This window comes from Rhodocista pekingensis (genome assembly GCF_042665545.1).
Taxonomy (GTDB): Bacteria; Pseudomonadota; Alphaproteobacteria; order Azospirillales; family Azospirillaceae; genus Rhodocista; species Rhodocista pekingensis.
Window position 1 is genome coordinate 230,549 of the sequence record NZ_JBHTCM010000010.1, and the last position, 13,673, is coordinate 244,221.

Annotated in this window: 14 protein-coding genes; 7 read left to right on the forward strand and 7 right to left on the reverse strand. The window is 72.5% G+C overall.

The annotated features are described in order from the left end of the window. The first annotated feature begins 98 nt into the window (after nt 1-98). Together ACFQPS_RS09310 and ACFQPS_RS09315 are read left to right on the forward strand one after the other, a co-directional pair. A complete protein-coding gene (locus ACFQPS_RS09310; RefSeq protein ID WP_377358391.1) occupies nt 99-410 on the forward strand; it encodes a hypothetical protein in 312 nt (103 codons plus the stop codon). Between the two features lie 155 nt (nt 411-565). Next, on the forward strand, nt 566-1,105 hold the full coding sequence (locus ACFQPS_RS09315; RefSeq protein WP_377358393.1) for a hypothetical protein: 540 nt from the start codon (nt 566-568) through the stop codon (nt 1,103-1,105). A 64-nt stretch (nt 1,106-1,169) separates the two neighbouring features. Here ACFQPS_RS09315 and ACFQPS_RS09320 read toward each other — a convergent pair whose 3' ends face one another. From ACFQPS_RS09320 to ACFQPS_RS09335, 4 genes are all read right to left on the reverse strand, one after another. After that, nucleotides 1,170-2,177 (reverse strand): TIGR00266 family protein, encoded by a 1,008-nt coding sequence (locus ACFQPS_RS09320; RefSeq protein ID WP_377358395.1) that lies wholly within the window; start codon nt 2,175-2,177, stop codon nt 1,170-1,172. 103 nt (nt 2,178-2,280) lie between these two features. Then, nucleotides 2,281-2,988 carry a DUF533 domain-containing protein gene (locus tag ACFQPS_RS09325; protein ID WP_377358397.1) on the reverse strand — a complete coding sequence of 236 codons (708 nt, stop codon included), beginning with the start codon at nt 2,986-2,988 and terminating at the stop codon, nt 2,281-2,283. 116 nt (nt 2,989-3,104) lie between these two features. Continuing rightward, nucleotides 3,105-3,746 carry a LysE family translocator gene (locus ACFQPS_RS09330; RefSeq protein ID WP_377358399.1) on the reverse strand — a complete coding sequence of 214 codons (642 nt, stop codon included), beginning with the start codon at nt 3,744-3,746 and terminating at the stop codon, nt 3,105-3,107. Nucleotides 3,747-3,779: 33 nt separating this feature from the next. After that, nucleotides 3,780-4,835 (reverse strand): YeeE/YedE thiosulfate transporter family protein, encoded by a 1,056-nt coding sequence (locus tag ACFQPS_RS09335; RefSeq protein WP_377358401.1) that lies wholly within the window; start codon nt 4,833-4,835, stop codon nt 3,780-3,782. A gap of 303 nt (nt 4,836-5,138) precedes the next feature. Here ACFQPS_RS09335 and ACFQPS_RS09340 point away from each other — a divergent pair, with 303 nt between their 5' ends. The 4 genes from ACFQPS_RS09340 (at nt 5,139) to ACFQPS_RS09355 (ending at nt 9,654) form a co-directional block, all read left to right on the forward strand. After that, nucleotides 5,139-7,169 carry an elongation factor G gene (locus tag ACFQPS_RS09340; protein ID WP_377358402.1) on the forward strand — a complete coding sequence of 677 codons (2,031 nt, stop codon included), beginning with the start codon at nt 5,139-5,141 and terminating at the stop codon, nt 7,167-7,169. Nucleotides 7,170-7,472: 303 nt separating this feature from the next. Then, complete coding sequence (locus ACFQPS_RS09345; RefSeq protein WP_377358403.1) at nt 7,473-8,243, forward strand: phosphocholine cytidylyltransferase family protein; 771 nt, start codon at nt 7,473-7,475, stop codon at nt 8,241-8,243. A gap of 136 nt (nt 8,244-8,379) precedes the next feature. Then, nucleotides 8,380-8,898, forward strand: coding sequence for a Dps family protein (locus ACFQPS_RS09350; RefSeq protein WP_377358405.1), 519 nt, complete (start codon nt 8,380-8,382; stop codon nt 8,896-8,898). A gap of 276 nt (nt 8,899-9,174) precedes the next feature. After that, the gene (locus ACFQPS_RS09355) at nt 9,175-9,654 is read left to right on the forward strand and encodes a Dps family protein (protein WP_465269616.1); all 480 of its coding nucleotides are present in this window, start codon (nt 9,175-9,177) and stop codon (nt 9,652-9,654) included. A 39-nt stretch (nt 9,655-9,693) separates the two neighbouring features. Here ACFQPS_RS09355 and ACFQPS_RS09360 read toward each other — a convergent pair whose 3' ends face one another. Both ACFQPS_RS09360 and ACFQPS_RS09365 read right to left on the reverse strand, forming a co-directional pair. Next, nucleotides 9,694-10,308, reverse strand: a complete 615-nt coding sequence (locus ACFQPS_RS09360; protein WP_377358407.1) for a glutathione S-transferase N-terminal domain-containing protein — start codon at nt 10,306-10,308, stop codon at nt 9,694-9,696. Nucleotides 10,309-10,484: 176 nt separating this feature from the next. Beyond that, entirely contained in the window at nt 10,485-11,297 is an 813-nt protein-coding gene (locus tag ACFQPS_RS09365; RefSeq protein ID WP_377358409.1) for a universal stress protein, read from the reverse strand. 228 nt (nt 11,298-11,525) lie between these two features. Here ACFQPS_RS09365 and ACFQPS_RS09370 point away from each other — a divergent pair, with 228 nt between their 5' ends. Continuing rightward, a complete protein-coding gene (locus ACFQPS_RS09370; RefSeq protein WP_377358411.1) occupies nt 11,526-11,690 on the forward strand; it encodes a hypothetical protein in 165 nt (54 codons plus the stop codon). A 374-nt stretch (nt 11,691-12,064) separates the two neighbouring features. Here the strand turns inward: ACFQPS_RS09370 and ACFQPS_RS09375 are convergent, their stop codons facing one another. Beyond that, the gene (locus ACFQPS_RS09375; protein WP_377358413.1) at nt 12,065-13,270 is read right to left on the reverse strand and encodes a pyridoxal phosphate-dependent aminotransferase; all 1,206 of its coding nucleotides are present in this window, start codon (nt 13,268-13,270) and stop codon (nt 12,065-12,067) included. Nucleotides 13,271-13,673: the final 403 nt, after the last annotated feature.

The window sequence follows — 13,673 nt, forward strand, 5'->3', positions numbered from 1 at the left end:
CCGCAGCCGACGGCGGCCGGGCAGCCGCAGCGGAAATGCCGGCCACAGGGATACCGGCCACAGGGATACCGGCTGTGGTCGCCGGCCGGATCGCGGAGATGCCGGCCGTCTCCCGGTCGCGCCTGCTGGTTCTGCCGCCTGCGGCCGTGCCGGCGCTGGCCGAGCCGGCCCTGCGTCCGGGCCGCGCGCCCGACCGGCCGCGCACCGCCCCGGTGGACGATCCCTTCTCCGGACATGGCCTGGCCGAGGTCGGCAGCATGCGGATGGGGATGGGCTGGGCCTTCGAGGGCGACGCCCTGTCCCTGGACCTGACGCCGGAGGCGGCCCGCTACCGCCTGCGCAGCCGGATCGAGCTGGACACCGGCGACGTGGTGGACCGGGTCATGCTGGGCGTCGTCATGCCGTTCTGACGACCCGGACCTGCGGAGACACCCCCCGCGGAAATGCCATCATGTCGCAGTTTTGCCTTCACTTGGGCACGGCGTGGGTTTAGTGCTTTCTCAGGATGCTTTAACAACCCTCTGTTACAAGTATCCGGAATAACAGCCGATCCCCACAGCCGATCATGTCCATCGAGACAGCCTCGCCGTCCCTTTCCGCCGGCACCGCCCCCGGTGTGCGCCTGTACCTCGCCCCCGCCCTGATCGCCGCCGCCATCGCCGCCCTGGCGGTGCTGGCAGCCTGTGCGCCCGACCGCCCAGTGCCGCACGGCGGCTATGGCGTGAACGAGCAGGCGGAGCGCCGGGCGGTGCTGGGCACCCCCGCCTTCGCCCAGTTCCCGCCCTACCGGATCGTGGCGCCGGAGGCCGTGGTGCCGGATCTGGACAGCCATCCGCGGGCGCACGACTACGCCACCGCCCTGCGCCAGGGCGCCGCCCGGGGCGCGACCTTCGCCGGGCATCTGGCCGTGGCCCGCTGGGGCTGCGGCACGGGCTGCCAGCAGTGGGCCTTCATCGACGCGCTGGACGGGCGGGTCGTCTGGGGACCGACGACCACGGCGGGCGCCGGCTACACCATGGACAGCCGGCTGTTCGTCGCCGATTCGGACGGCACGCCGCGCTACTTCGTCTGGGACGGCAGCGCCCTGCGCGCGCTGGCCGGCTGAGGCGGCAGCGGCCCGGAAGCCGCCGCCACCCTCACGCCCACCGTCCTGCCGCTGCCCCCGGCCGTCAGCGGTTGCCCATCACGATGTCGCCCAGGGGGCCGAGCGCACTGCCCTCCCCCTTCTTGCCCAGGGGCGTGGCAGCAGCCAGCATCCGCCCGGCAAGGCGCGAGAAGGGCAGGCTCTGGATCCAGACCCGTCCGGGGCCGCGCAGGGAGGCGAAGAACACCCCCTCCCCGCCGAACACCATCGACTTGATGCCGCCGACCTGGACAAGGTCGAAATCCACCTCCGGCGTCATCGCCGCGAGGCAGCCGGTATCGACGTGCAGCTCCTCTCCGGCCGCGAGCTGGCGCTCCACCACCGTACCGCCGACATGCACGAAGACCCAGCCGTCGCCGGCCAGGTTCTGCATGATGAAGCCCTCCCCGCCGAACAGGCCGGTGAGGATGCGGCGCTGGAAATGGATGCCGATGGAGACGCCCTTGGCCGCGGCCAGGAAGCTGTCCTTCTGGCAGATCAGCCGGCCGCCGACATCGGACAGCTTCAGCGCCAGGATGGTGCCGGGATAGGGCGCGCCGAAGGCGACCTTGCCCTTGCCGGTCCCCTGGTGGGTGAAGACGGTGGTGAACAGGCTCTCCCCGGTGATGACGCGCTTGCCAGCACCGATCAGCTTGTCCAGGAAGGTGCCGCCCTCCGGCCCGGAGCCGTCGCCGAAGATGGTGGTCATCTCCACCCGGGAGTCCTTGTAGACCATGGCCCCGGCCTCGGCCACGGCGCTCTCGCCGGGGTCGAGTTCGACCTCCACGAACTGCATCTCCTCGCCGTAGATGCGGAAGTCGATCTCGTCGGCGCGGCCACCGCGGATGCCGGCCGACGGCGGCGGCGGCATGGCGCCGCCGGCCCAGGGGCTGGCATCGGCCGACAGTTCCGCGACCGCCTTCACCGGCAGCCATTCCGGCATCCCCTGACGCCAGCAGAAGGCATCCGGGTTGCGCCGGGCGAAGTCCAGGGCGGCCTCGCCCTGCAACGGGCCGACCTGTTCCCGCGACGTATGGAAGAACCACTGTGGCATGGTCCGCTCTCCCCTTGTTCCCTGCCCTTGTCTTCTGCGCTTGTACGCTGTTCTTGTCTGCTAGCCCTGCCCCGCCCCCGGTCTGGGGGGCCGGCGGGTTCCGTCAGTCGTCGCTGCCGGCCCCGGCTTCGGCGAGGCGGGCCTCGATCTCGGCCACGGCGGCCGCGTCGAGGCCGAGGCGGCGGGCCAGTTCGGCCAGATAGTCCTGCTCGACCCGCGTGTCCGGCTCGATGGCGAGGCGGGACGCGGCCCAGACCTCGGCCGCGGTGGCGGGGTCCGTCACCCGCGCGACCAGCCCGTCCATGTCGCAGGGGCCGGCCAGCAGCTCGTTGAAGCGGGCGAGCACGTCCATCTCCGCCCCCTCCTCCTCCAGCGCGTCGAGGATGTCGCGCTTCTCCTCCTCGTCCAGCACGCCGTCGGCCTTGGCCGCCTGCACGGCGGCGTAGATCAGCAGATCGGCGTCCGGCACCGGCGCCGGCGGGGCCAGCGTCCCCGCCGGCAGGGGCGGTGGCTGGAGCGTTGACTGGGGCGGCGGCAGGACGGGCGCCGCGCCGGGCGCGGTCGCAGGCCCGGGCACGGCCCCGGGGAACGGCGGCGGCACGGCCTGTCCGCCCGGCGGCGGGGGCGGCTGGAGAGGCCCGTCCGCCGGGCTCTGCTGGCGGGCGCGGAAATGCTCGTAGGCGGCGAAGCCGATCCCGGCGATGAGCGTCAGCCCCTCCCGCGAGAAGGCCGCCCGGCGGGCGATCCCCCCTGCCGACCTGCCGCGCAGGCTGTTGTCCAGAAACATGCCGAGAAGCCGTTCGACATCCATCCGCGGGTCTCCACCGACCATCGTGACCGGCCCCCTTATAGGGCATCCCGGCCCCCGCTGTCCCGGTCCGCTTGGGGGCACCCCGTCGGACCAGCGCCGCCGACCGGTCCCGGATGTCAGCCGCGCGGGGCCGCCACCAGCCGGAGCGCGAGCGCGACGAAGATCGTCCCCACCAGCCAGTTCTGCACCCGCGCCCAGAGCGGCCGGCGCAGCAGCCAGCGACCCAGCCCCCCGGCGGAGACGCCGACGGCCGCGTTCACCAGGAAGCCCGGCACAAACAGGATCAGGCTGAGCACCAGGAACTGAACCGCCATGCTGCCGGCCTCCGGCCGCACGAACTGCGGCAGGAAGGCCAGCATGAACAGCAGCAGCTTCGGATTCAGCAGGCAGGTCAGCAGGCCACGCCGGTAGACCGCCAGCAGGGCGGCGCGCTGCGCCGTCGGCGCCACCGTGCCCAGACCCGCCGGGCCGGCGCGGAAGGCGTTCCAGGCCGCCCACAGCAGATACGCCGCCCCGGCCCAGCGCAGCAGGTCCAGCGCCACGGGGGACGCCGCGACCAGCCCGGCGAAGCCCAGGGTCATCGCCACCGTGTGCAGCAGCAGCGCCGTGCCGACGCCGGCCGATGCCGCCAGCCCGGCCCGCGGCCCGCCGCCCAGGCCGCTGGCGAAGCAGAGCAGCATGTCCGGCCCCGGCGTGAGGGAGAGGGCCACGGCGGCAAGGGTGTAGACGGCCAGGAGCTGGGGATCGAAGGCAGGCATGGCGGGGTCCGGGGATGCGGCGCTGCGGGACCGCTATTGGACGGGGCGTTCCGGCGCCGCGCAAGCCCCCTCGCGCACTGGCGGCGACTGGCGCTCCTGCCGCTCCCGCCACCGGGCGGTGCGGGCCGCCAGCCGGCGGCGGGACAGCAGCACGGTGGCCGCCCCCGCGGCGACGGCCAGCCAGGCGGGCAGCGCGTGCAGCGCCAGCGACGGCAGGGCATGCAGCACCAGCACGTCGTTGCCGCCGTAGCTGAGCCCCGCCCCGCCGCCCATCAGGAGGCCGCCGGCGAAGCACGCCGCCGCCCGGCCGGGATCGAAGTGCAGGCGGAACCGGCCGGAGGCGCGCACCGACACCGTCGCCCCGGCGAGCACGGCCGCCGTCAGCAACGCCACCTCCCAGGCGGGAATGCCGTCCGGCGACACCGGCTGGCCCAGGGCGCGGGGAATCAGGGAGGTGTACATCCAGGGACCGTGCAGGGCGTAGAGCGTGCCGCCGGCGACGCCGATCACCGCCGTCGCCGCGAAGGGATTCCAGCGCGCCCGGCTCCAGGCGTTGCGCCAGGCCCGGCCGCGGACCAGCCGCACCAGCAGCGCCGCCCCGGCCGCCAGCAGGGCCGCCACCAGCAGCAGCGACCAGGGTTGCGGCTCGGCCAGGACGCTGATCCGTTCCGGCGCCGGGACCTCCCGCGCCAGCCCGCGCCAGAGGGCCAGCAGCCCGAGCCCGCCGGCCAGCCCCGCCGCCGCCGCGAGATAGGAGAGGTCGCCGCCCCCGAGCCGGGTGACGGTGCTGAAGGCGCAGCCGCGGTTGACCGCCGCCCCCATCCCGAAGGCGAAGGCCCCCGCCCGCAGCGGCAGGTCCACCGGCAGGCTGACCGCCAGGGTGGAGCGCGGCAGCAGCCAGGCCAGCGGCACCGTCACCGCCAGAACCCAGGCGGAGCAGGCGAGGATCGCCACGCCCTGCCGCGGCCGGCGATGGTCCAGCAGCTCCTGCACCGCCGCCACGGCGCAGATCGAGCCCTTCTGCGACGCCAGCCCGACGATGAAGGCCAGCGGCAGCGACAGGAGCACCATCACGACCGCGAACAGCACCCGCCTTCCCCTTTCCGTCCTGCCGCGTCCCCTGCCCCGACAACGGCGGCGGGCGCGCTCCGGCCCCGCGCCGCCCCCCGTTTCCGGACCCGCCGCGGCGGCCCGGAAGGGCGACAGCCTGGCGCGGACGTGCGCGCACTTTCCCCCTCGACACCATCGTCGCAACGGGTGTTCGATTGATCCAGGAGGAACAAGCGCACCAGGCCGACTGTCGGGTCGGCGGGCGGCGCGCAAGCCCGCCTGTAGACCGCGAGAGCCGCACCGGGGCGTGATCGTACACGGAGGTGTGGCATGAATGACGGCATGAGGTCAGGGCCGCGCGTCGCGGCCCTGGTCGGACCCTATCTCAGCGGCAAGACCACGCTGCTGGAGAGCATTCTCGCGGCCACCGGCGCCGTCGCGCGCAAGGGCAGCACGACCGAGGGCAGCAGCCTGGGCGACGCCTCGCCCGAGGCCCGCGCGCGGCACATGACCATCGACATGAATCTGGCCTCCGCCGAGTTCCTGGGCGAGCGCTGGCACTTCCTGGACTGCCCCGGCTCGATCGAGCTGGCGGCCGAGGCGCAGCGGGCGCTGTGCGTGGCCGACGTGGCGGTCGTCGTCTGCGAGCCCGACCCGGACAAGGCGGCAGCGCTGGCGCCGCTGTTCAAGTTCCTGGACGATCTTGCCATCCCGCACATGGTCTTCATCAACAAGATGGACCAGCTTGCCGGGGCGGATCTGCGCGTGCGCGACCTGATGCAGGCGCTGCAAGGCGCCTCGCAGCGGCCGCTGGTGCTGCGGCAGGTCCCCATCCGCGACGGGCAGGAGGTCACCGGCTACGTCGATCTGGTCAGCGAGCGCGCCTACCGCTGGCGCCCGGGCCAGGCGTCGGACCTGGTGCCGCTGCCCGACACCGTGCGCGAGCGCGAGCAGGACGCCCGGCAGACCATGCTGGAGTCGCTGGCCGACTTCGACGACACCCTGATGGAGCAGCTCCTGGAGGACATGGCGCCCGAGCGCGGCGAGGTCTACCGGCAGCTCTCGCAGGATCTGGCGCGCGACCTGATCGTGCCCGTCTTCCTGGGCTGCGCCGACCGCGACCACGGCGTCCGCCGGCTGCTGAAGGCGCTGCGCCACGAGACGCCGGACGGCACGCAGACCGCGGCCCGCCTGGGCATCCCCGAGGGCCAGACGGTCGTGCAGGTGTTCAAGACCTTCCACGCCAGCCATGCCGGCAAGCTGTCCGTCGCCCGCGTCTGGCGCGGCACGGTCGGCGAAGGCGCCGTGCTGTCCGGTGACAAGGCCAGCGGCCTGTTCGACTTCGTCGGCCAGACCGCCACCAAGCGCGGCCCCGCCGCCCAGGGCGAGGTGGTCGCCATCGGCAAGCTGGAGCATGCGCGCAGCGGCGACGTGCTGTCCGACACCGGGCCGGCCGTGCGCGCCCCCTTCTGGCCGGAACCGCCGGTGCCGGTCCATGCCGTCGCCATCGCGGCCGAGCAGAAGACCGACGAAGTGAAGCTGACCGCCGCCATCCAGAAGCTGATCGACGAGGACGGGAGCCTGTGCTTCCAGCACGGCGGCGACACCGGCGAGCTGATCCTGTCCGGCCAGGGGGCGGTGCATCTGGCCATCGCCATCGACCGGCTGCGCGGCCGCTACAACGTGGCCGTCCGCTCCCACCCGCCGGCGGTGCCGTACCGCGAGACGATCCGGAAATCGACCGAGCAGCACGCCCGCTTCAAGCGCCAGACCGGCGGCCACGGCCAGTTCGCCGACGTGCATGTGGAGGTGCGGCCGCTGGCCCGCGGCGAGGGCTTCCGCTTCGAGGACAGGATCGTCGGCGGCGTCATCCCGCGCACCTACATCCCCGCCGTGGAGGAGGGGGCGAAGGAGGCGCTGGCCCTGGGCCCGCTGGGCTTCCCCGTCGTGGACGTGGCCATGACCCTGACCAACGGCCAGTACCATGCCGTGGACAGCAGCGAGCAGGCCTTCAAGACCGCCGGCCGCATGGCCATGCAGGAGGCCCTGCCGAAGTGCGAGCCGGTGCTGCTGGAACCGATCCTGCTGGTCACCCTGTCGGTGCCGTCGGAGTTCACGCCCAAGGTGCAGCGCATGGTCAGCCAGCGCCGCGGCCAGATCCTGGGCTTCGACGCCAAGCCGGGCTGGCCCGGCTGGGACGAGACCAAGGCCCATATCCCGCAGGCCGACATGGCCGACCTGATCGTGGAGCTGCGGTCCCTGAGCCAGGGGCTGGGCACCTACACGGCCGAGCTGGCGCATCTGGCCGAGCTGAACGGCAAGCTGGCCGACCGCGTGATCGAAAGCCGCGCCGCCGCCATCGCGGCCCAGTAACCGCCGGCTGATCCCGCAGCAGGGCGGAGCGGACCCCGGGCCATCCCCGGGGTCCGTCCGTTCCGGGGCACGCCCTTCCTGACGCCCCCTGCCCTGACGTCCTCTGCCCTGACGTCCCCTATGCTTCCCGGCCCCTCTTGTCCCGCCCCCGGCCGGTCCCCATCCTGCTGCGGCGTGCGCAAGCGTCTTGCAGCCGCCGCCGGCTTGCCGCAGTAAGAGCATCGCCAGTTTCCCTGGAGTGGGTACGCCCTCCGGCCTGCCGGTCCCGTCCGGCGCCCGCGGGGCCAGTGTCGGGAGCCGTTCTTGAAAGCCATCATCCTGAGCGCCGGGCAGGGCAAGCGGCTGATGCCGCTGACCGCGGACCGGCCGAAATGCCTGATCGCGCTGTCCGGCCGCACCCTGCTGGAATGGCAGTTGCGCCATCTGGCGCAGGCCGGCGTCGACGAGGCCGTCGTCGTCACCGGCTTCGGCGCCGACATGGTGGACCAGGCCATCGCGGCCATGCCCCTGTCCGGCATCCGGGTGCGGACCCTGCACAACCCCTTCTACGCCCTGGCAGACAATCTGGGGAGCTGCTGGGCCGCGCGCGGGGAGATGGAGGACGGCTTCCTGATCCTGAACGGCGACACCCTGTTCCCGACCGCCGCCGCGGCGCGGCTGCTGGCGGAGGGGGACGCGCCCATCACGGTCACGATCGACCGCAAGGACGGCTACGACGCCGACGACATGAAGGTGCGGACGGCCCCGGACGGGCGGCTGCTGGCCATCGGCAAGACCCTGCCGGCGGAGATCGTCAACGGCGAGTCGATCGGCTTCCTGAAGTTCACGCGCGAGGGCGGCCACCGCTTCCGGACGGAGGTGGAGCGCGCCCTGCGCGCGCCGGAGGGGCTGAAGCTCTGGTATCTCTCGGTGATCGACCGGATCGCCCGGGCGACGCCGGAGGATGCGCCCCCGGTGGTCGGCACCGTGGGCATCGAGGGGCTGGAGTGGGGCGAGATGGACTTCCCCGCCGATGTCCGCCGCAACGAGGCGCTGACCCGCGGCTGGCTGGCGGCCGAAGGGGCCGGGCGGTAGCCGCGGCAGGACGCCGCGGACCTGACCGTTTCCCGCGGATCTGCTGCCCATGCCTCCGGCGAAGTGAGCCCCGTGCCGTGACCAGGAGCCGCTTGCGCTGTTTCAGGGACACGTCCCCTGAACGCGGAGAGCAACGATGGACCAGCAACTGACCGACACCCAGCGCACGCCCCCGTCGCACGAGGCGCTGCCCGTGCAGACCGGGCTGCCCGAGGACGCCCGGCAGGATCTGGCGCAGGGGCTGGCGCGGGTCCTGGCCGATACCTACACGCTGCTGGGCAAGACGCACGGCTTCCACTGGAACGTCACCGGCCGGCAGTTCCATTCCCTGCACGAGATGTTCCAGGAACAGTACGAGGATCTGACCGAGGCGGTGGACGAGTTGGCCGAGCGCATCAGGGCCCTGGGCCATTTCGCGCCGGGCAGCCTGAGCCAGTTCCTGAAGCTGAGCGAGATCGAGGACGAGCACGGCGTGCCTGCGCCGCAGGAGATGCTGAGCCAGCTCGTGCGCGACAACGAGACCGTCACCCGTGCCTGCCGCGAGGTGGTGGACATCGCCCAGGAAGCCGGCGACACGGTCACCGAGGACCTGATGAACCAGCGCATGGCCTATCACGAGAAGGCGGCCTGGATGCTGCGCGCCAGCATCGGCTGAGCCGCCGTCCCGGCAGAGACCGGCCTGAAGACGGGCGGGCCCCCACGGCCCGCCCGTTCCGTTGTGAGGAGCCCGCCGGAGCCGCGAAAGGAAGGCGGCGATACCCCTGCCATAGGTAGTGCTTCTTCAAGGGCCCTGAGGGGCTTATCCTTTGTGTGCGACGCATAGCCGGTAAACTTGGAAGAATTCTAAACTGGGCTTGAGGGGATGCCCCTGCCCCGCTAGAATCGCCAGCGGATGGCCGGTTACGGCTCACAGCATCGAGGAGAAGCAATTATGTCCAAGGCAATGACCATCGACATCGGCATTCCGGAAGCGGACCGCAAGGAGATCGCGGACGGGCTGTCCGCCCTGCTGGCGGACACCTTCTCGCTCTACCTGAAGACCCATGGCTTCCACTGGAACGTCACGGGTCCGATGTTCAACACGCTGCACACCATGTTCATGACCCAGTACACGGAGCTGTGGAACGCGCTGGACGACATCGCCGAGCGCATCCGCTCCCTGGGCTTCCCGGCCCCGGCCAGCAGCACCCGGTACGCCGCCCTGACCTCGGTGACGGAGGAGACGGGCGTGCCGGAGGCGATGGAGATGGTGCGCCAGCTCGTCGCCGGGCATGAGGCCGTGGCCCGCACCGCGCGGCGCGTCTTCCCGGCCGCCGAGAAGGGTGGCGACGAGTCGACCGCCGACCTGCTGACCCAGCGTCTCCAGATCCACGAGAAGACCGCCTGGATGCTGCGTTCCCTGCTGGAATAGCCGTCCCGGCCTGACCGGCAACGGTTACAGCCTGCCCGTTCAGCCGAAGGCCGTCGCCTGCATCGACGGCCTTCGGCCGGCGTCGTCGTACCAGTCCGCCAGCCGCGGTGCGAGGTTGCGCCAGCCCAGCGCGGCGTGGCGGAAATCCAGATAGGCAAGCGCCACGGCCAGGCCGATGTCGCCCAGGTCGAAGCGCCCCGGGTCCTCGGGCTCGCCGTCGGGGAAGCGGGTCTTCTCCAGCATCGGCACGGCGCGGCGCAGCGCCGCCGTCTGGCGCGACACCCAGGCGGCGGAGCGTTCCGCCGCCGGCCGCCGCCCCTCCAGCACGGCCGCGAAGGCCGCGTCGGTGACGCCGCGGGCCAGCGCCGCCAGCCGCAGCGCCCGCCAGCGCGCCGGCCCGATCGGGGCCAGCAGCCGCGGCGCCGGGCCGGAGGCGTCCAGCCATTCCGCGATCAGATCGCTGTCCACCAGCGTCGTCCCGTCCCCCAGGTCGAGGGCGGGCACCTTGGACAGGGGATTGACGGCCAGCAGGGCCGCCGGGTCCGACCAGGGATCGCAGAGCACGGTCTCCACCGCGTTCTCCAGCCCCTTCTCCCGGACCACCACCAGCACCTTGCGCGCATAGGGCGAGGTGCCGTTGACATAGAGCTTCATCGCCTGTTCCCCGCAGCGCCTGTTCCCCGGGTCCCGGTCCGCGCTCCCGTGTTCGTCCGCGTCGCCTCCTGCCGCCCCGGACGGCGGGCACCGGACCGTGAGCGGCGTCAGCGACGGACAGGGACGAACAGGCGGGAGGCGGCGTCCTCCCGCCCGGCCGGACGGAGAGGCGGTGATCAGTGCGTGACCAGCAGCGGCACCTTGGTGTGCTGCAGGACGTACTTGCTGACGCCGCCGAGGATGCGGGTGCGCAGCCGGCTGTGGCCGTAGACGCCCATCACGATCAGCCCGGCCCCGGCGATCCGCGCCTCCTCCAGGATGGTGTCGCCGACATCGTGGTCGTCGGCGCCGATGGTGCGCAGTTCCACCTGGACGCCGTGCTCGGCCAGGAACTGCGACAGGCCGGCGCCGGGCAGGTCCTTGGCACCGTGCGGCTGGGCACAGACGACGGTGACGCCCTCGGCTTCCTTCAGCAGCGGCAACGCGTCGCGCACCGCCGACGCCGCCTCCCGCGACGACTTCCAGGCGATCAGGATGCGGGTGGGGTCGATCACGCTGTCGCGGCCCTGGGGCAGCACGATCACCGGCGCGCTGGCGGCGAAGGGCAGGAACTCCGTCAGGTCGGCATGGAAATCGTTGAAGGCGCTGCGCGGCGCGTCCTGGCTGATGATGATCGCGTCCGCGTAGCGGCCATGCAGGGCGAGGTGCTCGGCGGCGTCGCCCAACTCCATCAGGAATTCGTGGCGCAGCCCGTTGCGACCGCAGACCGCCTCGAAATGCTCCCGCGCCTCGGCCGACACCTCCTCCGCCCGCAGCACGGCATCGCGCATGGAGACGCCATAGGGCAGGCCGGGAAGCTGCATGGGCAGGCAGATGAACAGGCCGCGCAGCCGCGCCTGCTGGCGGGCCGCGAACTCGGCCGCGATCTCCACCCGCCGACGGCTGTCAGGATCGGGGCCGATGTGGACGAGGACGGTCTTGAATCCCATGGGTGCTTCCTCGGTCGGTGCCGGTCTTCGCCGGCGGGCTTTTCTGTCGGACATGGAGCCGGCGGCCCGGACGCGGCAGGCGGACAGCCAGCCGGGCCACCCTGTTACCGTGGTGGCACACCCCGCGGCCAACCATGACCTGCGTCAAGGATACGCTGGCGGGGGCTGTCCGCACTTCCTAAAAATGGGGCAAGGGCCGCACTTACGCGGCCCGTCCGGGAGGAAGCCATGACGGCCCGCCGTGGATGCCTGAATTTTGCCGCCCTGGGTTGTGCCCTGGCCCTGGCCGCCGCCTTTTCGCCCGCCGAGGCGCAGAGCGCCGACCGGACGGACCCGAAGCCGGCCCCGCGCCCGTCCCAGGCCGAGGCCATGCCCCTGGGCGAGGCGGCCTGATCCGGCCCCGCCGCGATCTCCCGGACCTGCGCGCGGCCGCACGGCCCCTCGGAGGGAGAGGTGCGCTGCCCCGCAGGGAGAAGGCCCCGGCCCCGCCGGTTGTCAGGACTGGCTGACAACCCGTTCCGGCGCGCCGACGGAAAACACTGAATTATCAGAATATTACGCGGTTGGCCCCGGACTTGCGTAAGCCCGCCCCCGCGATCCGGGCCGCGTGAGACGGGGTCCGGCCCGTGGCCGGGCCCGGTCCCCCATCGGCTCCGGTCGAGCTTCCGCCACCGCCGCGGCATTTCCCGCGGCGGCACTCAAGGGCGGCGGCCCGCCTGCGCCGCCGCCCGTTTTTCCGGTCCCTGATCGCCGCCCCTGCCGGGGCGTCAGCGCAGCGAGGCGCAGAAGCGCTGGATGCGGCGGCAGGCCTCTTCCAGCACTGTCTCCGACGTGGCGTAGCTGATACGGAAGTGCGGCGACAGGCCGAAGGCCGCGCCATGCACGACGGCCACGCCCTCCGCCTCCAGCAGCTCGGTGGCGAAATCCTCGTCGCTGCCGATCACCCGGCCGCCGGGGGTGGAGAGCCCCAGCGTGGCGGCGCAGGAGGGATAGACGTAGAACGCCCCCTCCGGATTCGGGCAGGACAGGCCCTTCGCCTGGTTCAGCATGCTGACCACGAGGTCGCGGCGGCGGGCGAACACCTCGGCCTGGCGGGGAATGTAGTCCTGCGGGCCGTTCAGCGCCTCGGTCGCCGCCGCCTGGGAGATGGAGGTGGGGTTGGAGGTGGACTGGCTCTGGATCACGCCCATCGCCTTGATCAGCTCCTTCGGCCCGCCGGCAAAGCCGATGCGCCAGCCGGTCATGCTGTACGCCTTGGAGACGCCGTTGACCGTGAGCGTGCGGCCCAGAAGACCGGGCACCACCTGGGCGATGGTGGCGAAGCGGAAGCCGTCATAGACTAGGTGCTCGTACATGTCGTCGCTCATCACCCAGACCTGGGGATGGCGCAGCAGCACCTCCCCCAGGGCCGCCAGCTCGGCGGCCGTATAGGCGGCGCCGGTGGGGTTGGAGGGCGAGTTCAGGATCAGCCACTTGGTGCGCGGCGTGATGGCCGCCTCCAGCGCCGCGGGCGTCAGTTTGAAGCCGGCCTCCGCCGGGCAGGCGACGGGCACCGGCGTGCCCTCGGCCAGCAGCACCATGTCCGGATAGCTGACCCAGTAGGGCGCCGGCACGATCACCTCGTCGCCCGGATCGAGCGTCGCCAGCAGGGCGTTGAAGAGCACCTGCTTGCCGCCGGTGCCGACGGTGATCTGCGTCGCCGGGTCGTATTCCAGCCCGTTGTCGCGGCGGAACTTGGCGGCCACGGCCTTCTTCAGCTCGGGCGTGCCGTCCACGTCGGTGTACTTGGTGAAGCCGCGGCGGATCGCCTCGATGGCGGCGTCCTTGATGCTGTCCGGCGTGTCGAAGTCCGGCTCCCCCGCCCCCAGCCCGATGACGTCGCGCCCCGCGGCCTTCAGCGCGCGGGCCTTGGAGGTGACGGCGATGGTGGCCGACGGCTTGATGCGGGAAAGACGGCTGGCGAGGAACGGCATGGCTGGCCCCGGGGCGGTGGTCGGTGGATCGGTCCGGGCGGACGGGCCGCGACGGTACGCCCCAGGCTCCGGAGGGGCAAGGGCCAGCCGCGGCAGGGGTGCGATGCGGCGGCGGGCGGTGGGAGGCGGGGGGCGGGGCACCATGGAGGCACGGAGGACACGGGAGGGGCACGGAGGGCGCAGAAGGGGCGCAGGAAGGGCACTGCCTGCCGGGGTCACGCGGAATCGCACAGGGGCGGCGGCAGGCGCTTGGCGGGCGGTCATTCAGGACACGGATGAACACGGATGATGTCTGTTCCTATCCGTGCCATCCGTGCGCCGGCGCAGCCGGCATCCGTGGCCATCCGCGTTCCCTGCCCTACGCCTGGGGGTGTCGGCCCTCGCTACGCTCGCGCCTTCCTAC